General features: G+C 69.1%; 15 protein-coding genes. 10 read left to right on the top strand and 5 right to left on the bottom strand.

Translation table 11 applies throughout. From position 1 onward, the window contains the following. Nucleotides 1-97: 97 nt before the first annotated feature. From recA to JW030_RS08235, 8 genes are all read left to right on the top strand, one after another. Nucleotides 98-1,198 carry a recombinase RecA gene (gene recA / locus JW030_RS08270; RefSeq protein ID WP_188044060.1) on the top strand — a complete coding sequence of 367 codons (1,101 nt, stop codon included), beginning with the start codon at nucleotides 98-100 and terminating at the stop codon, nucleotides 1,196-1,198. A 6-nt stretch (nucleotides 1,199-1,204) separates the two neighbouring features. Further along, nucleotides 1,205-1,957: a regulatory protein RecX gene (locus JW030_RS08265; protein ID WP_188044059.1), complete on the top strand. Its 753-nt coding sequence runs from the start codon at nucleotides 1,205-1,207 to the stop codon at nucleotides 1,955-1,957. 54 nt (nucleotides 1,958-2,011) lie between these two features. Continuing rightward, a complete protein-coding gene (miaB, locus tag JW030_RS08260; RefSeq protein ID WP_188044058.1) occupies nucleotides 2,012-3,553 on the top strand; it encodes a tRNA (N6-isopentenyl adenosine(37)-C2)-methylthiotransferase MiaB in 1,542 nt (513 codons plus the stop codon). Continuing rightward, nucleotides 3,550-4,506: a tRNA (adenosine(37)-N6)-dimethylallyltransferase MiaA gene (miaA, locus tag JW030_RS08255; RefSeq protein WP_188044057.1), complete on the top strand. Its 957-nt coding sequence runs from the start codon at nucleotides 3,550-3,552 to the stop codon at nucleotides 4,504-4,506. Before miaB ends, miaA begins: the two co-directional genes overlap by 4 nt. Nucleotides 4,507-4,515: 9 nt before the next feature. Next, nucleotides 4,516-5,397, top strand: a complete 882-nt coding sequence (gene dapF, locus JW030_RS08250; protein WP_188044055.1) for a diaminopimelate epimerase — start codon at nucleotides 4,516-4,518, stop codon at nucleotides 5,395-5,397. Between the two features lie 105 nt (nucleotides 5,398-5,502). Further along, complete coding sequence (locus JW030_RS08245; RefSeq protein ID WP_188044053.1) at nucleotides 5,503-6,960, top strand: PLP-dependent aminotransferase family protein; 1,458 nt, start codon at nucleotides 5,503-5,505, stop codon at nucleotides 6,958-6,960. 122 nt (nucleotides 6,961-7,082) lie between these two features. After that, nucleotides 7,083-7,745: a pyridoxamine 5'-phosphate oxidase family protein gene (locus tag JW030_RS08240; RefSeq protein ID WP_241095383.1), complete on the top strand. Its 663-nt coding sequence runs from the start codon at nucleotides 7,083-7,085 to the stop codon at nucleotides 7,743-7,745. Nucleotides 7,746-7,805: 60 nt separating this feature from the next. Then, complete coding sequence (locus tag JW030_RS08235; protein ID WP_188044052.1) at nucleotides 7,806-8,171, top strand: hypothetical protein; 366 nt, start codon at nucleotides 7,806-7,808, stop codon at nucleotides 8,169-8,171. Between the two features lie 15 nt (nucleotides 8,172-8,186). Here JW030_RS08235 and JW030_RS08230 read toward each other — a convergent pair whose 3' ends face one another. The 5 genes from JW030_RS08230 to JW030_RS08210 all read right to left on the bottom strand — a co-directional run bounded on the left by JW030_RS08230 (nucleotide 8,187) and on the right by JW030_RS08210 (nucleotide 13,338). After that, complete coding sequence (locus JW030_RS08230; protein WP_188044050.1) at nucleotides 8,187-9,686, bottom strand: MFS transporter; 1,500 nt, start codon at nucleotides 9,684-9,686, stop codon at nucleotides 8,187-8,189. 22 nt (nucleotides 9,687-9,708) lie between these two features. Continuing rightward, nucleotides 9,709-11,061: a M20/M25/M40 family metallo-hydrolase gene (locus JW030_RS08225; protein ID WP_188044048.1), complete on the bottom strand. Its 1,353-nt coding sequence runs from the start codon at nucleotides 11,059-11,061 to the stop codon at nucleotides 9,709-9,711. A gap of 64 nt (nucleotides 11,062-11,125) precedes the next feature. Then, on the bottom strand, nucleotides 11,126-11,839 hold the full coding sequence (locus JW030_RS08220; RefSeq protein WP_188044046.1) for a DNA alkylation repair protein: 714 nt from the start codon (nucleotides 11,837-11,839) through the stop codon (nucleotides 11,126-11,128). Continuing rightward, entirely contained in the window at nucleotides 11,836-12,720 is an 885-nt protein-coding gene (locus tag JW030_RS08215; protein ID WP_241095382.1) for a DMT family transporter, read from the bottom strand. The genes JW030_RS08220 and JW030_RS08215 overlap by 4 nt, the downstream gene beginning before the upstream one ends. A 6-nt stretch (nucleotides 12,721-12,726) precedes the next feature. After that, entirely contained in the window at nucleotides 12,727-13,338 is a 612-nt protein-coding gene (locus JW030_RS08210) for a class I SAM-dependent methyltransferase (RefSeq protein WP_188044044.1), read from the bottom strand. 108 nt (nucleotides 13,339-13,446) lie between these two features. On the opposite strand from JW030_RS08210, the gene hflX reads away from it, so the two are divergent. Continuing rightward, a complete protein-coding gene (gene hflX / locus JW030_RS08205) occupies nucleotides 13,447-15,030 on the top strand; it encodes a GTPase HflX (RefSeq protein ID WP_188044042.1) in 1,584 nt (527 codons plus the stop codon). 169 nt (nucleotides 15,031-15,199) lie between these two features. Beyond that, nucleotides 15,200-17,524, top strand: coding sequence for a 5-methyltetrahydropteroyltriglutamate--homocysteine S-methyltransferase (metE, locus tag JW030_RS08200; protein WP_188044040.1), 2,325 nt, complete (start codon nucleotides 15,200-15,202; stop codon nucleotides 17,522-17,524). The last annotated feature ends 9 nt before the right edge of the window (nucleotides 17,525-17,533 follow it).

The following is a 17,533-nucleotide window of genomic DNA, read 5'->3' as shown; positions in this document are numbered from 1 at the left end:
GCATCAGACACCAGCCTTGTTAGCACCACCTCGGTGCACGACAGTCGGTAGGCAGCAACCCGGTGGCTCAGCCGCCCGCAAGAATCGGAGACGCACAATGGCATCACCCAAGGATCGCGAGAAGTCCCTCGAATCGGCCCTCGCGCAGATCGATCGCCAGTTCGGCAAGGGCTCGGTGATGCGGCTCGGCAGCAACGAGCGGGCGCCCGTCGAGGTCATCTCCACCGGTTCGATCGCACTGGACGTCGCGCTCGGGATTGGCGGGCTGCCGCGCGGCCGTGTCGTCGAGATCTACGGGCCCGAGTCTTCGGGCAAGACGACGTTGACGCTGCACGCAATTGCGAACGCGCAGCGCGCGGGTGGCATCGCGGCTTTCATTGACGCGGAGCACGCCCTCGACCCCGCCTACGCGCAGAAGCTTGGCGTCGACATCGACGCGCTTCTCGTTTCTCAGCCGGACACCGGTGAGCAGGCGCTTGAGATCGCCGACATGCTGATTCGATCCGGATCGATCGACCTCATCGTGATTGACTCCGTCGCCGCGCTCGTGCCGAAGGCCGAGATCGAGGGCGAGATGGGCGACAGTCACGTCGGCCTCCAGGCCCGCCTCATGTCTCAGGCGCTGCGCAAGATTACGGGTGGCTTGAGCCAGACGAACACCACCATCATCTTCATTAACCAGCTGCGCGAGAAGATCGGCGTGATGTTTGGGAGCCCCGAGACGACCGCCGGTGGCAAGGCGCTGAAGTTCTATGCGTCGGTTCGCCTCGACATTCGTCGCATTCAGACGCTCAAGGACGGCACCGACGCAGTCGGTAACCGCACCCGCGTCAAGGTCGTCAAGAACAAGATGGCCCCGCCCTTCAAGCAGGCCGAGTTCGATATTCTCTACGGCACGGGCATCTCGCGCGAGGGCTCGCTGATCGACTACGGTGTCGAGCACGAGATCGTCAAGAAGAGTGGCTCGTGGTTCACCTACAACGGCGATCAGCTCGGTCAGGGCATGGAGAACGCTCGTCGTTTCCTGCTCTCGCACCCCGACACCGCGCAAGAGATCGAGGACAAGATCCTCGTCAAGCTCGGCGTCGGCCAGGTCGCCGTCGACGCGGCGAACGCCGCGGCACTTGAAGCGGCGAAGGCAGCGAAGGCCGCCAAGACCGCTGGTGCGGGGGACACCCCGGTACGGATCGGCGCGTAGCCCGCGATGGTCGTTCGGTTTCTCCCGGTGCCGGATCGGGACGCACAGGCGAACCCCGATCCGGCGCCTGAGCGCGAGGGGCTCGCGGAGGTGGTCGAGTTGCGCAGCCGGTTGCTCGGCGCCGTCGCGCGCACCGACGCCGAGCACTGGCCGGGCGACTCCGGGGGTGACGAGCCTCCGCGCAAGGAGGCCCGTCGTCGCTTGAGTGCAGTCCGGACTCCCAGCGAGCGTCAGTCCAGTCGCCCCCGAGCGGTCGCCGATGCGGGAGGCTCGGAGCAGATCTCCGCGCCGACCCGCACGGCGACCGAGGACGGGGTGCGGGTGCTCGCTCGCCGGGCTCGCTCGACCGGCGAGGTGCGGCGTGCTCTGCTCGACTTGGGGCACGACGAGTCCGAAGTGGAGGACGTTCTTGCTGAGTTCTCCCGCAGCGGCTACTTGGACGACGCAGACCTAGCGCGCGCCCTCACTTCTTCGCTCCGCGAGCGCAGCAAGGCGAGTCGTTCGCAGATTCGACGCAAGCTCATGGATCGATTGCTTCCCGACATTGAGATCGAGGCAGCACTTTCGGAGCTGGACGCCGAGGACGAGGTCGCGCTCGTGCGGGAGGCCGCACTGCAGCGGGTCGGCCGCATGCGTGATCTCGACCGAGTGACAGCTGAGCGCCGTCTGCTCGGCTTCCTCGCCCGTCGCGGTTGGTCGGGCGAGTCCGCGCGCAGTGCCGTGAACGAGGCGCTTGAGTCCGTGGGTCTGCGCCGATAGCGCAGGGGCTCCGGTGGCGAGGAACGAGCCGCGTCCGTCGATAGAATGAGGGCTATGACGACCGCAACCGCAGCGCCTCAGATCTCGCCGTCGCCAGCAGCCGTGCGGGCGGACGGGAGTGCGCGCACCTACTACGTGCGCACCTTCGGCTGCCAGATGAACGTGCACGACTCCGAGCGGCTCTCGGGTTCGCTCGAGGCCGCCGGGTATGTTGCCTCGACGGATGGCTCCGACGCCGACGTGGTGGTCATTAATACCTGCGCGGTGCGCGAGAACGCCGACAACAAGCTCTACGGCAACCTGGGCCAGCTCGCGAGCGAGAAGCGCGAACGACCCGACGGAATGCAGATCGCGGTCGGCGGATGCCTGGCCCAGAAGGACCAGGGCGTCATCCTGAAAAAGGCGCCGTGGGTCGACGTCGTCTTCGGCACCCACAACATGGGTTCCCTCCCCGCCCTGCTCGAGCGGGCCCGCCACAACGCCGAGGCCCAGATCGAGATCCTCGAGTCGCTCGAGACTTTCCCCTCGACCCTGCCGACCAAGCGGGACTCCGCTGCGAGCGGCTGGGTCTCGATCTCAGTGGGGTGCAACAACACGTGCACGTTCTGCATCGTGCCGACCCTTCGCGGCAAGGAGAAGGATCGGCGCCCGGGCGAGATTCTTGCTGAGGTGCAGGCGCTCGTCGACGACGGGGCTATCGAGGTCACGCTGCTCGGGCAGAACGTCAACAGCTACGGCGTCGAGTTCGGCGATCGCTTCGCGTTCAGCAAGCTGTTGCGCGCAGTGGGGGCGATCGAGGGCCTGGAGCGAGTGCGATTCACGAGCCCCCACCCGGCGGCGTTCACGGACGACGTCATCGACGCGATGGCGGAGACTCCCAACGTCATGCCGCAGCTCCACATGCCCCTGCAGTCGGGCTCGGACGCGCTCCTCAAAGCGATGCGTCGCTCGTATCGCAGCAAGAAGTTCCTCGGCATCCTCGACCGCGTGCGCGAGCGCATGCCCGAGGCCGCCATCAGCACCGACATCATCGTGGGTTTCCCCGGCGAAACCGAGGCGGACTTCCTCGAGACCATGCGGGTCGTCGAGGCTTCCCGGTTCGCGACGGCTTTCACTTACCAATACTCCATTCGCCCCGGCACCCCAGCGGCCACCATGGCCGACCAAGTGCCGAAGGCGGTCGTGCAGGAGCGGTATGTGCGCCTTGCTGAGCTGCAGGAGCGCATTTCGCACGAGGAGAACCAGGCCCAGATCGGCCGCGAGGTGCACGTGCTCGTGGCCGCCGGAGAGGGACGCAAAGACGAGCAGACGCATCGCCTGTCTGGGCGCGCGGAAGACTCGCGGCTCGTGCACTTCGAGGTGCCGGTCGGCGCAGAGGTGCCGCGCCCGGGTGACGTGGTCACGGTGCTGATTTCGGGCGCCGCGCCGCACTTCCTCATCGCCGACCACGCGCCGGCCGGGCCGTACGCCGTTCGGCGTACCCGTGCCGGTGACGCTTGGGACCGCCGGCAGGCCGACAGCTGCGGCGCACCCGCACCCACGGCACCCGGAGAACGGCGCCCCGTGAGCCTCGGGCTCCCGGTCCGCCGGGCATGACCGCTCGCACGCCCCCGCCGCTCATCGCGGTGGTCGGTGCGACAGGCACGGGCAAAAGCGCGCTCGCGCTGGCGCTTGCCGAGGCACTTGCCGACGCGGAGGCGCTCGGCGCTGAGGTCATCAACGCCGACGCCATGCAGCTCTACCGCGGCATGGACATCGGCACCGCGAAGCTTCCCGTGAGCGAGCGCCGGGGCATCCCGCACCACCTCTTCGACGTGCTGCAGGTGCGAGAGGAAGCGACGGTCGCCGCGTACCAGCCGGCAGCCCGCGCCGCAGCCGACGAGATCGGGGAGCGCGGAAACGTGCCGATCCTGGTGGGCGGGAGCGGCCTCTACGTGAACTCAGCCCTGTACGACTTCCGTTTTCCGGGCGCGGACCCCGTGGTGCGCGCCCGACTCGAGGCTGACCTCATCGAGCGCGGACTCCGCGCGCTGGTCGACCGCTTGCGCGCGCTCGATCCCGCTGCGGAAACGACCGTCGACCTGCAGAACTCCCGCCGCGTCGTGCGCGCGCTCGAGGTGCTGGAAGTGACCGGGCATCCGATCGCCGAATCCTTGCCCGAGGCGCCCGTGCCATTGCGGCCGAGTCTCGTGGTCGGCGTGCACGAGGAGCGCCCGGTGCTCGTCGAGCGGCTCGACCGCCGCGTCGACGCGATGTGGGCCGAGGGACTGCTCGACGAGGCGCAGGCGCTTGCCGCCGAGGGGCTCGCAGCGGGCCCGACCGCATCGCGCGCGATCGGCTATGCGCAGGCGCTCGCACAATTGAACGGTGAGCTCAGCGAGGCGGAGGCCATCGCCTCGACGCAGGCGCTCACCCGCCGCTACGCGCGTCGCCAGGTGAGCTGGTTCAAGCGGCTCCCCGACGTGCACTGGGTGTCGAGCGCCGAAAGCTCCGACCCTGAGGTGATGCGGCGGCTGCTGGAGGCGTGGGCTGAGCTCCGCGCGGCCTAGAATTGGGGGATGACTACCCTCGCGTTCACCAAGGGCCACGGCACCGGCAACGACTTCGTGCTCGTCACCGACCCAGAGGGCGAGCTGAGCCTCAGCCCCGAGCAGATCTCCTGGCTCTGCGACCGGCACTTCGGGGTGGGGGCAGACGGGTTCATTCGCGCGGTGCGCTCGCGGGCGATCCCCGAGGGCGCGGCAGTGCTGGCGGAGGAGCCGGACGCCGAGTGGTTCATGGACTATTGGAACGCGGACGGCACGGCTGCCGAAATGTGCGGCAACGGGGTGCGGGTGTACGCGCACTACCTGATCTCGGAGGGCCTGGTCGCGCCCGAGCGCCGCGACACACTGCCGATCGGCACCCGCGCGGGCGTCAAGGACGTCCTGGTGGGCGCCTCCGGCTACACGGTCGACCTTGGTCGCTGGAGGCTCGCGCCGGAGCGCCTCGTCGCCGCACGGGGCCTCGAAGTCGCCCGACCGGGCCTCGGCATCGACCTCGGCAACCCCCACGTCGTCACGGCGCTCGCACACGAGGGCGAGCTGGATGCGATTGATCTCGGCGTGGCCCCCGTGCTTGATCCGACGCCCGAGAATGGCGCGAACGTTGAATTTGTCGTCGCGGAAGAGCCGCTCGTGAGCAACGGTGTCGCGCGCATCAAGATGCGCGTGCACGAGCGCGGGGTCGGCGAGACCCTCTCGTGCGGCACGGGGACTGCGGCGGCCGCGCTTGCCTTCCGACACTGGGGCGGCGAGGGCATGCCCAACAGCTGGAGTGTCGAGATTCCCGGCGGGCGCCTCGCGGTGCGCATGTTCCCCACGGAAGAGGGGGAGCACGTCTCGCTGTCGGGCCCCGCAGAGCTCGTGTACCGCGGCGAGATTCAGCTGCCTGCGCTCTAGCGCGCGGCGGACGGGCAGCAGGATCCTGCCTGAGCGCAGTGGACCTGTGAACGTGCGAGTTTGGTAGGCTCTGGCAGACCAATTTTCCCGACGATGGGCGCCGCGATGGACACCTTTCCCCAGATCACGATCGACCGCGGCGCGGAGATCTCCCTGACGGAGCAATTGCTGCGCGGGCTGCGCTCGGCGATCGCCGCGGGGCACATGCGGCCGGGGGAGCCAGTGCCCGCCAGTCGCGCGTTTGCCGAACGGCTCGGCGTCTCACGCTCGGTCGTCGTCGGTGCCTACGAGCAGCTCGTGGGCGAGGCGTTCCTCGAGAGCCGGCAGGGGGCGGGCACCCGAGTTTCGGCGACGCTGCCGAGCTGGGTGGTGGACACAGCGCTTCCGGCTAGCCTTCCGCCCCGCGCGCCCGAGCGGGCGAGCGTGCCATCGACCCGTCCAATCGACCTGACGGCGGGCCGACCGTTCGCCCCGCTCGAAGCGCCGCGGGCGTGGGTGCGTGCGCTGTCGCGCGCCGCGCGGGTGCCCTGGAGTTCGGACTCGGTCGATCCGCTCGGCGACCCGCGCCTCCGCGAGGCATTCGCGACGCACGCTCGAGTGTCGCGGGGGCTGGCTTGCGCTGCGGACGACGTGGTCGTCACGTCCGGGACGTCCGAAGCCCTGCTGCTGGTGGGGCTCGCGATGCGCGAAGCGCGCGGCGGGGCGTCGCCCCGCATCGCCGTGGAAGATCCCGGGTATCCCGAGGGTGCCGCGGCGCTGTCGCGTGCCGGGGCGGAGCTCTTCCCGCTGCCGGTCGGGGTCGATGGCACCTCCGTGCGCGACCTCGCCGAGCTGCACCGGCGCGTCCGCCTCGACGCGGTGATGCTCACGCCGAGCCATCAGTACCCGCTGGGGGGCAGGATCCCGGCGGACGAGCGGCTGGCGCTGATCGACTGGGCGCACCGGCACGACGTCACCATCATCGAGGACGACTACGACAGCGAGTTTCGGCATGCGGGGGCGGCGCTGCCCGCCATGGCGTCGCTTGACCCGCACGGCATCACCGTCTACATCGCGACCCTCAACAAGGTGCTGTCGCCGTCGCTGCGCTGCGGAATGATTGTGCTTCCCAGGGCCTCGGGCGCGCTGCGTGAGGCGATCGCCGGCACACGCATTGTCGCGGGGGCGAGCGTGTCCGCACACACCCAGATCGCACTGGCTGACTACCTGTCGAACGGCGACTTCAAGCGCACGGTGGCGCGGAACAAGCGCGAATACCGGCACCGCCGAGACCTCGTCTTGCGCGTGCTCGGTGCCGGCGGCATTCCCGTGGCGGGCGCGGAGGGCGGGCTCCACGTCGTCGTCCCCTTGCCTCGCGAGCTTGACGCCGGAGCGCTGGTGCGCGAACTGGCGGAGCGGGGAGTGCGGCTGGAGAGTCTGGGCGGGTTCTCCTCCGGCAATCCAGGAGCGAACGGGCTTGTCATTGGGTACGGAGCGGAGTCGATCCCGCGCCTCACGGCGGGCCTCGAAGCCGTCCGCGCAGTCTGCGCGGCCAGGCTGGATCCGGTGCCGCAGCAGAGCTGAGCTGTTCGTCAGAATTGGTCCGGTGGTATCGACTCGTTCTGGCATGTTGCGGGGGACCGCCTTCGGCCACTCTGGGTGGGCAGGGCTTTCTCTGCGCGCACAGATATGAACAGGAACACGTCATGACCCAGGCACCCTCAAGCCCGAACCTGCAGCCGCAACGGATGCCGGAACTGATGAGCCGCGACCGCGGCGCGCTGGACCAGCTCCTCTCAGATACGGTGCTCGCCCACGTCGGGCTGAGCGTCGACGGGCGACCCATGGTGATGCCGACGGCGTTCGCGGTCCAGGACGACAAGCTCCTCATCCACGGCTCGACCGGCTCTCGCTGGATGCGCGCGGTCCAGGAGCAAGACGCGTGCGTTACCATCACGCGCCTCAACGGCGTGCTTGTGGCCCGTTCGATGTTCGAGTCCTCGATTCACTACCAGAGCGCGGTGTTCTTCGGCCGTTTCACGCGGGTGGAGCCCGAGCGCCTGGACGCGGCGCTCGTGCAGCTCACAGACCGGATCCTGCCCGGCCGGTCCGAAGAACTGCGCGGCAATTCGCGCAAAGAGCTCGCCGCCACGCTGCTGCTTGAAATGCCGATCACGGACTGGTCGCTGCGCATCTCGGACGGCTGGGCCGAGGACGACGATCGTGACGTCGCGGGGGACGCCTGGGGCGGGGTCATCCGGCTCGCGCCGCAGCGTGCGACGGCCGAGGCTGCGCCTGACCTGCGCGCGGGCATCGCGGTGCCGCCCTCAGTGGCGGCATTCGTCGGAAACCCGCGCGGAATCGTCTAGCGGGCCGCGCCCTCGGGGGAGCCTGGCAGAATAGGGGTGACCTCGAGGGAAAGTGCGGGCATGAGCGATCACGACATCATGGAACGATTGATTGGCGAAGCGAAGGCCGGCCGGCTGGAACTACCGGAGCTCGCCGCGGAGTTTCTGGGGCTGAGTGTCGCGCTCCCCTCGTCTACTGACCCCAGCGAGGCCGGCGTCACTCCCGTGTTCGTGGACATCGAGGGTGTGCCGTTCATGGTGGTCGCGGCATCGACCGAGGCGCTCAGGAAGACTGCGGCGCTCGCAGGGTTCGCAGTGACCAAGCGAGCCGCCGACATCGTCTCAGGCATCGCCCCGGGGCTCGGCCTCCTCGTCCACACCGTGCACGACACGATCTCGTTCGCGCCGGAGATTCTGGACGACCTGCGCGCGGGCACCTCGGCGTAGCACTTCCGGCGACCCTTACGCGGCGTCGGACGGCGAAGCCGCGCCCAACGGCAGCACCGCGTCCGCTGACTGATCCTGGAACGCGTTCTTCGGTACGAAGCACAGCAGCACCGCTGCGGCGAGCGCGGTCAGGCCACACACGAGCCACACCGTGACATAGCCCGAGAGCGAACCCGCGGTTTCTGACGCGCCCCCCGCGACTCCCTGCATGAGGGCGATGCCGAAGACGCAGGAGGCGATCGCGCCACCGACGGTCTTGACCGAGTTGGTGAGCCCGGTTGCGACGCCCGTCTGTGTCGCGGGGGCTGCGGCGGCCGCTGCGGCCGGCAGCGAGGCGACGAGTGCTCCCGAGCCGATGCCCGCGATGACCATGTTGATCGTGACCTGCAGGTAGCTGCCGTGGAACGGCACGAACAGCAGGTAGCCGACGCCGACGAGGGCGGCCGCGAAGATCAGAGTGACGCGCGGGGTCGCGAGCCGCGCAAACTTCGGGAAGAGGAGGGCGCCGACGATCATGGCCACGAGATAGAAGCCCATGATCAGCGAGGTGCTGAACCCGGTGGTGCCGAGACCGTAGCCGACCTCGGCGGGGTCGGTCCGCGCGAAGGTGGACAGGGGAGCTTGGGCGCCGAGCACGCTCACGCCGAAGAGTCCCGCGGTGAGGAACACCGGGGCGAGCGCGGGAGAGCGGAACATGCGCACGTCGATCAGCGGATCGGGGTGCTTGAGCTCCCAGCGCGCGAACGGAATAACCAGGAGCACCCCGAGCAGGGTGACACCCCACGGGACGAGGCTGCCCGGCCCCATCAGCCGCATGAGGCTGAGGCCGCCAGTGAACGCGATGAGCGCGATCGAGATGAGGCTGAGCCCGACGAGGTCGAGCTTGCCGCGGGTCTGCTCGGGCGACTCCTTCACCCCGAACAGGATCACGAAGAAGCACAGCACGACGCAGATTGCCGGGACGAGCAAAACGACGCGCAGCGGCAGCGTGTCGACGAGCTGACCGCCCAGGAGCGCGCCGGTGATGGCGCCCGCTTCGAGGGCGGCGACGAGCAGGCCGGCGGACCGGGCGGTGAGGAGAGAACGCCCCTCCCGCCCGCGGCTGCGGGACCAGATCAGCGCGATCTCGAGGGGCAGCCAGACGACGTAGAAGCCCTGGAGAGCCCACGCCACCAGGAACACCGCGAACGAATCGGTGAACGGCAGCGCGAGCGAGGCTGCGGCGGTGAGCGCGGTCGAGATAAGGAGCATCCGCTTGTGCCCATACATGTCGCCGAGCTTCGCGAAGGCGGGCACGACGAGGGCAGAGAGCATGAGCTGCGAGCCTTCGAGCCAGTTCACGTCGGCGTCGTGGATGCCGAGGTGCCTCGCGATGTCCGTAAGCATGGGCGTGTAATACCCCTGCAGGATCCCGCTCGTGAACTCAACGAAGGCGAGAAAGCCGACGACGCTGGCAAGGGTGCCCAGCGTCACCTTTGCGATATGAGTGGTGCTGGACTTAGCCGTTGTGCTCATACTGCTCCCTTGCAGTCGCTGCTCACTTTGTGTCGGGCGCGAGCCGTTCGATGAGTTCGCGATGGAAGCGTTCCCCGCGCGCGAGCTCGGCGATCGCCACCCGCTCGTCGACGCCGTGAATGGTCGCTCGGAGCTCGGAGGACATCGCGAGCGGCGCAAAGCGGTAGACGGCGGGCGTGAAACGGTGGAAGTGGCGCGAATCGGTCGCCGCCATCATCACGTACGGCACCGCCTGCGCCTCGGGGTGAGAGACCCCCACCGCGCGCGCGAGCAGCGCGAATTGCGCATTGTTCGTCGCGGACTCGGGCGAGGGCTCGCTGCCCTCGACGACCTCGACGGACACCAAGGGGTCGCGCACACGGCGCCGGATCCGCGCCGCCGTCCCAGCCACCGTCTCGCCGAGGGCGATGCGCAGGTTGATGGTGGCACTCGCCTGCGAGGGCAGCACGTTCGACGCGGTTCCTCCCGACAGCATGGTCGGGGCGACCGTCGTGCGCACGAGCGCCGCGGGCTCTCCGCCGAGGGCCGCGAAGACCACTCCCGTGAGCGGTCGCGCCGCGGCGAGGATCCGGAGGAGCGCCCGCGCGGGCCCCGGGGTGCGGTTGGAGAAGAGCTGTAGCATGCGCGAGATGGCGGCGGGGGTGCGCACCGGGAACGTGCCGGGGGTGACCCGATGCACGGCGCGGGAGACGCGGCCCACCGCGGTGATCTTGGGCGGGGCAGAGGCGTGCCCGCCGTCGCCGCGAGCCGAGAGGCGCACGGTCGCAATACCCTTCTCGCCCACACCGATCATGGCCGCGGTGCCCTGGACAAACGGGAGTGGCGCGTCGACAACCGCCCCGCCCTCGTCGAGCACCAGCCACGGCACGATGCCGCGATCCTGGAAGGTCTGCGCGATGGAAACCGCGGCGTCGCCAAAGCTCTCTTCGTTCCCGCCGAACGAGAGGTAGACGTCGCGGGCGGGGGTGAACCCTGAGGCGAGCAGGTTCTCCACCGCTTCCAGGATCACGAGCAGCGGGCCCTTGTCGTCGAGCGCGCCGCGCCCGTACACGAACTCGCCCTCGATGCGGCCAGCGAACGGCGGATAGGTCCAGGCGTCCGACTCGTCGACCGGCACGACGTCGTAGTGCGCCATCAGGACGACCGGCGCGGCCGTCCCGTCCTGCCCGGGCCAGCGAAACAGGAGGCCAAAGTCGGTGATGCGCTCGCGCGCGAGCGCCGCGTGGGTGAGCGGGTACAGCTCCTCAAGGAGCAGGACGAACGCCTCGAACGGCTCCCGCCCGCGCTCGGCCAACTCGGCGGAGACCGTGGGCAGCTGGATCATGCGCGACAGGCGCTCTGCTGATCCCTGACGTGGGGCGACGACGACACTCATGGCTGCCAGCGTAGTGGCGGAGGGAGCGCTCGCCGCAGTCGCGCGCGGTTGTTGTGGCTTCCCGCTAGACGACGCCCGCGGCGAGTGCCTTTTCCTCGTTGCGGCGCACGATCTCTTGGATCCAGGCGGGCGCAAAGGGGGAGGTGCAACCCGGAGGGGTGGGATAGTCCTTCAAGACCTCGAGCCGCTCGCCGATGTCGAGCGCGCGCGGGCGCAGCTCGGGGTGCGCGATCCCGATCTCGGCGAGGCACTGGTTCATCGCCCATTGCAGGCGCTCGGGCGCGGCCACCATCTCCGCCTCGATCGTGTCGAGGAGGGCGGGGAGGTCGAGACCTTCCGGGGCTTTGGCCGCACGCTCACTGGTGAGCGCCCAGCCGGCGCTGGCGACGACGGGGTCTGCATCATTCATCCAGAGCCTCCGGAGCTCTTCCTTGTGCGGGCCCTTCTTCACGATGTACTCGACGAGCCAGCCGTGCACCTTGGGAGCACGGGCTTCCCGCAGCATCTGATCGAGCTCGTCGGCGGTGAACAGCTTGGGGCGGCTGATGAGGATCGAGAGCAGCTGCGCCGCCGTCACGTCGGTGCGCCAGAGCTCGCGTGCGAGGTCGGGTTGTGGCTTCAGTCGCTTGGCGATGGCCCGAAGCTGGCCGAGGTTCACGCCGTGGTCGTCGCCGTGCTGTTCGTTCACGGCGCGCATCTTCGGGTTCTCGAGCGATTCGAGCTCGGCCAGCAGCTCGGCAACCTGCGTGTCATAGGTGGAATCTACTGATGTGCTCATGGCGCCTCCTCGACTGATTGTTCCAGACTACGCCGAGCCCGCACCGCGCCGATGCCGGCGAGGGTGACAAGTGCGATTCCCAGATAGGCCGCGAGGGTGAGGTGCTGCTGCAGCACGATCGCGCCGGTGAGCGCGGCGATGGCGGGGGCCAGCGCGAGCAGCACCGAGAACGTGCTCGCGGGCAGCACACGCAGCGCGCGCATCTCGAGCCCGTAGGGGATAGCCGATGAAAGCAGCGCGATCGCGATGCCGATCAGGAGCACGTTCGGCTCGAAAAGGCTCGCCCCGGTGGTCGCCGCGGCGAGCGGGGTGACGACGATCGCGCCGACCGTCATGCCGAGGGTGAACCCCGTCATGCCGCTGAAGTGTTCGGTCGTGCGCTTCGTCATCAGGATGTAGCTCGCCCACATCACCGCGGCGGCGAGCGCGAAGCCGACGCCAATGGGGTCAAGCGGTTCGGCGTTCGGCTGCCAGCTCAGCAGCATGACGCCGCCGAACGCGACGAGCGCCCACAGGAGGCTCAGCCAGCGCCGCCCCGTGATGACGCTAAGCGCGAGCGGGCCGAGCACCTCTATCGTGACCGCGGTGCCGAGTGGCAGCCGCTCAAGCGAGAGATAGAACGTGAGGTTCATCGCGGTGAGCACGAGGCCATAGCCGAGCACCGTCCGCCAGGCGGCGGGGCTCAGCCCGCGAAGTTTCGGGCGCACCAGGATCCAGAGCACGATCGCCGAGAACCACAGGCGAATGGCGACCATGCCAACCGGCCCGGCCACGGGAAAGACCAGGATCGCGAACGAGGCGCCGACCTCTTGGCAGAGCAGCGCCAGGATGACGAGCGCCGGGCCCTGGGCGCCCAGGCGCCGCATCGGACCGTTGACCACGGGCGTTTACGCCTGTGCGCAGATGATGTGGAAGCCCTTGTCGCGACCGAGGCGGTACACCTCGAGCTCGGGGAACTCCTCGGCGAGCCAGCGCTGCAGTGAGTCGGCGCCGAGGTGCTTCGCGACAACCAGGTAGGCGACGCCCCCGGGGACGAGGCGCGGCAGCCAGGTGCGCAGCAGCCCGTGCAGGACCTCCTTGCCCACACGAATCGGTGGGTTCGAGCGAATCTCGTCAAAGCGAAGATCGTCGGGAATCTCAGCAGCCGTCACGGCGCGGACGTTTTCGAGTCCGAGCGCCTGGGCGTTGCGGCGCGTCAGCTCGAGCGCGCGCTCGTTGACGTCGAGCGCCCAGACCGTCGCCTCTGGCGCCTCGAGCGCCGCAGCGAGCGCGATGGGCCCCCAGCCGCAGCCGAGGTCGAGAATCGCCCCGGCACCCTCGGCCTCGGGGATCTTGCGCAGCAGGATCTCGGTGCCCTGGTCGAGGTGCTCGGGGCTGAAGGTGCTGCCGGCGGTGGTGAGTTCGCGGGGCGCGCCCGCGAGTTCGGCCGTGATGGTGCGGGTCTTGAACTCGCCCTCCGGGGTCGCTGAGAAATAGTGCTGCTGCCCGGAATCCGTCATGTCAGCCAGTATCCCATTGAGTGGGGGCTGGCACCGGCAGGATCCTGCGCGCAGCCGCATTCTGCTCCCCGCGAAATGGGCGCGTGCGCCCCGTAGACTGGGACGAAGATGACGAAGCACGAATCGCGCGAGCGCGGAGAAACCACCGACGAGGCCGCTGCAAGCCAGGAATCGGGTACTGACAGCACGGACGCCCTGCTTGATCGCGTGATCGGTCGTGCCGCGGGGTCAGACCCGGCGCCCGTGATCCGCTCGGGCGGTGTGCTCGACGGCCGGGCCCAGGCGCTCGGCTCAGACACGCACGATCAGCTCGCAAGCGATCTCGACGCGATCCGCATGGAGCGCGAGGATCGTGCGTCGCTCAAGCGTGTGCGCAGTCTCTCGACGGAGCTCGAGGACGTCACCGAGGTTGAGAACCGCGAGTTGCGGATCGAGAACATTATCTTGATCGGCATCTACCCGCAGACCCGCGGGCTCGAGGAGGCGGAGAACTCGCTGCGCGAGCTCGCCGCGCTTGCCGAGACCGCCGGGGCGACGGTGCTGGACGGCCTGCTGCAGCGTCGACTCAAGCCAGATCCCGCGACCTTCCTCGGCAAGGGCAAGGCCGCAGATCTCGCCGAACTTGTCGCCGCGCAGAAGGCGGACACCGTGGTCGCCGACACCGAACTTGCGCCCAGCCAGCGCCGCGCGCTCGAGGACGTCGTCAAAGTGAAGGTCATCGACCGCACCGCCGTCATCCTCGACATCTTCAGCCAGCACGCGAAGAGCCGAGAGGGCAAGGCTCAGGTCGAGCTCGCCCAGCTGCAGTACCTCCTGCCGCGTCTGCGCGGCTGGGGCGAGTCGATGTCGCGCCAGGCCGGTGGCCAGGTCGGTAGTGCCGGCGCGGGCATGGGCTCACGCGGCCCCGGCGAGACGCAGATGGAGCTCGATCGCCGAAAGATCAACACGCGCATCGCCAAGCTGCGCAAGCAGATTAAGGAGATGACTCCGGCCCGCGACGCGAAGCGCGCGAATCGCAAGCGCGGCGAGGTGCCGTCAGTCGCCATCGCCGGCTACACGAACGCCGGCAAGTCGAGCCTGCTGAACCGGTTGACCGGTTCGGCCGAGCTCGTGCAGAACGAGCTGTTCGCGACCCTGGACACGGCCGTGCGCCAGTCCGAGACCGCCGACGGGCGCACCTTCACGTACAGCGACACGGTGGGCTTTGTGCGCAACCTCCCGCATCAGCTGGTCGAGGCGTTCCGCTCGACCTTCGAGGAGGTCGCTGATGCCGATGTGATCCTGCACGTCGTCGACGGCTCGCACCCCGACCCCGAAGCGCAGCTGAAAACCGTGCGCGATGTCATCGCCGAGGTAGACGCCAAGGCGATCCCCGAGATCGTGGTGGTCAACAAGGCCGACCTCATCGACGACGACCGCCGCCTGCTCATGCACGGGCTCGCCCCCGACGCCGTGTTTGTCTCCGCGCGCACAGGCGAGGGCCTCCGGGAACTCAAGGAGCGCATCGACGCGACCCTCCCCATGCCCGACATCGAGGTCACCGTCGTGGTGCCCTACGACAAGGGGGGACTCGTCGCTGAAATGCACGAGCGCAACCGGGTGGTGAACACCGAGTACGTCGAGGACGGCACGCGCGTGCACGCGTTTGTTTCTGGCGAGATGTTGGCCAAGCTTTCACCCTATATGACGTAGCGTTTCGCCGTGTTGCGTCGTGTGATGTCGCGGGACGACACATGCGTGCGTGCGCGCCGATGCGGTTGTTAGCTTGGGCCTGTCGCCAGGGATTTCACCCCGACGGCGCCGGGATCCTGTCAGGAATGTCAGCCCGGCCCACGCAGCAACTGCAGAGGACCCGCCACCGATGTCTGCCCCCTTGCTTCCCCCCGCCACCATCCTGGGTTACCCCCGCCTCGGCCGCCGTCGCGAGCTGAAGCGCGCGATCGAGTCATTCTGGAAGGGTGCCTCGACTCAGGCTGACCTCGAGGGTGTCGCCCGCTCGCTCCGTCAGACGACGCGCGCTCGCCTGACCGGCCTCGGGCTCCCCGCTGCCGGAGGGGCTATCCCTGAGAGCTTCAGCTACTACGACCAGGTGCTCGACGCGCTGGTCGCCGTTGGAGCCATTCCCGAGCGCTTCCGCGGCATCGACGGGAGCTCGCTTGAGCGTTACTTCGCGCTCGCTCGTGGCGACCGAGACCGCCAGCCGCTCGAGATGACGAAGTGGTTCGACACGAACTATCACTTCAGCGTGCCTGAGATCGACGTCGAGACGCCGTTCGCGGCGAACGCGTCGGCGCTGACGGCCCTCGTCGCCGAAGCGCGCGAGGACGGCGTCGAGTCGCGCCCGGTGCTCGTCGGCCCGGTCACCTTCCTGCTGCTCGCGAAGCCCGCAGACGGTGCGCCCGAGGGATTCCGCCCGATCGAGCGCCTCGACGAGCTCGTGCCGGTCTACGCCGAGCTGCTGCGTGAACTCGCCGCCGCCGGGGCTGCCTGGGTGCAGCTCGACGAGCCGGCGCTCGTCTCGGACTCGCTGAGCGTGTCGCGCGAAGAGATCGCTTCGCTCGTGGAGCGCGCCTACGCGCAGCTCGGCGCCGCCGAGGTGCGCACGAGCCGGCCCGCGATCCTGCTGACCGCGCCCTACGGCGACAGCTCCCGGGCGCTGGCCCGACTGGGCCGGCTCCCGGTCGAGGCGGTGCAGGCGGACCTCGTGCGCGGCACGTTGCCGGAATCAGCACTCGCCTCGGGGGAGCTCGCCGAGGCCTTCGCGGGCACTCAGCTCGTCGCCGGCGTGGTCGACGGTCGAAACGTCTGGCGCACCGACTCGCGCGCGGCGTTCGCCACCCTGACCCGGCTTGCGGATGCGGGTATCGCGGTCGTCGCGGGTACCGCCGTCAGCCTGCAACACGTCCCGCACGACGTTGACGAGGAGTCAAAGCTTGACGTCCGCCTCGCGTCCTGGCTCGCGTTCGCCGACCAGAAGGTCGAGCAGGTCGTGATCCTGGCCAAGGGACTCGCCGAGGGCGGTGACGCCATCGAGGTCGAGCTTGCCGACACCGACGCGGCACTGGCCGACCGGGCCGCGGCCCCAGGGGTGCGCGACGGCGGCGTGCGCGCCCGCGCGGCGGCAGTCGGCTTGGCCGATCGCAACCGCGCCGCGAACGCCGATCGCCACGCTGCGCAGGCGGCGCTCGGCATCCCCCAGCTCGCCACGACGACCATCGGGTCGTTCCCGCAGACCACCGAGATTCGCACCGCACGTGCGGCCTTCACCCGCGGCGAAATCGACCAGGTGGCCTACGACGGCTTCCTCCGCGAGGAGATCGCACGCGTCATCCGCCTGCAGGAGGAGATCGGTCTCGATGTCCTCGTGCACGGCGAGGCCGAGCGCAACGACATGGTGCAGTACTTCGCCGAGCACCTCGACGGCTTCGCGGTCACCGAGCACGGCTGGGTGCAGTCATATGGCACACGCGCGACGCGGCCCTCGATCCTGTGGGGCGATGTGTCGCGCCCCGCGCCGATCACGGTGGCATGGACGAGCTACGCCCAGTCCCTCACTGAGAAGCCGGTGAAGGGCATGCTGACGGGTCCCGTCACGATCCTGGCCTGGTCCTTCGTTCGCGACGACCAGCCGCTCGGTGAGACGGCGTCCCAGGTCGCGCTCGCCCTGCGCGACGAGATCGACGACCTGGCGGCGGCCGGCACCGGCATTGTCCAGGTGGACGAGCCGGCGCTGCGCGAACTCCTGCCTCTCGATGCCGACCGTCAGGCCGCGTATCTCGATTGGTCGGTGGGCGCCTTCCGTCTCGCCACGGGTTCGGCGGCCGCGGGAGTGCAGATCCACACGCACCTCTGTTACTCGGAGTTCGGTGAGATCATCGACGCGGTCGACGGCCTTGACGCCGACGTCACGAGCATCGAGGCCGCGCGCAGCCGCATGGACGTCGTCGAGCCGATCGGTCGCACGGGTTTCTCACGCGGGATCGGCCCGGGGGTCTACGACATCCATTCTCCCCGCGTGCCCAGCGTCGAGGAGCTCACCGAATTGCTCGGCATCGCCACGGCGCACGTCCCCGGTCAGCAGCTCTGGGTGAACCCCGATTGCGGCTTGAAGACCCGCGGCTATGCCGAGACCGTCGAGAGCCTGACCAACCTCGTGCGCGCGGCCCACGCCGTGCGCGGCGCCTAGGAGATCACC

It is taken from the genome of Leucobacter sp. CX169 (assembly GCF_017161405.1).
Lineage (GTDB): Bacteria > Actinomycetota > Actinomycetes > Actinomycetales > Microbacteriaceae > Cx-87.
This window is presented reverse-complemented; position numbering and strand designations above follow the sequence as displayed.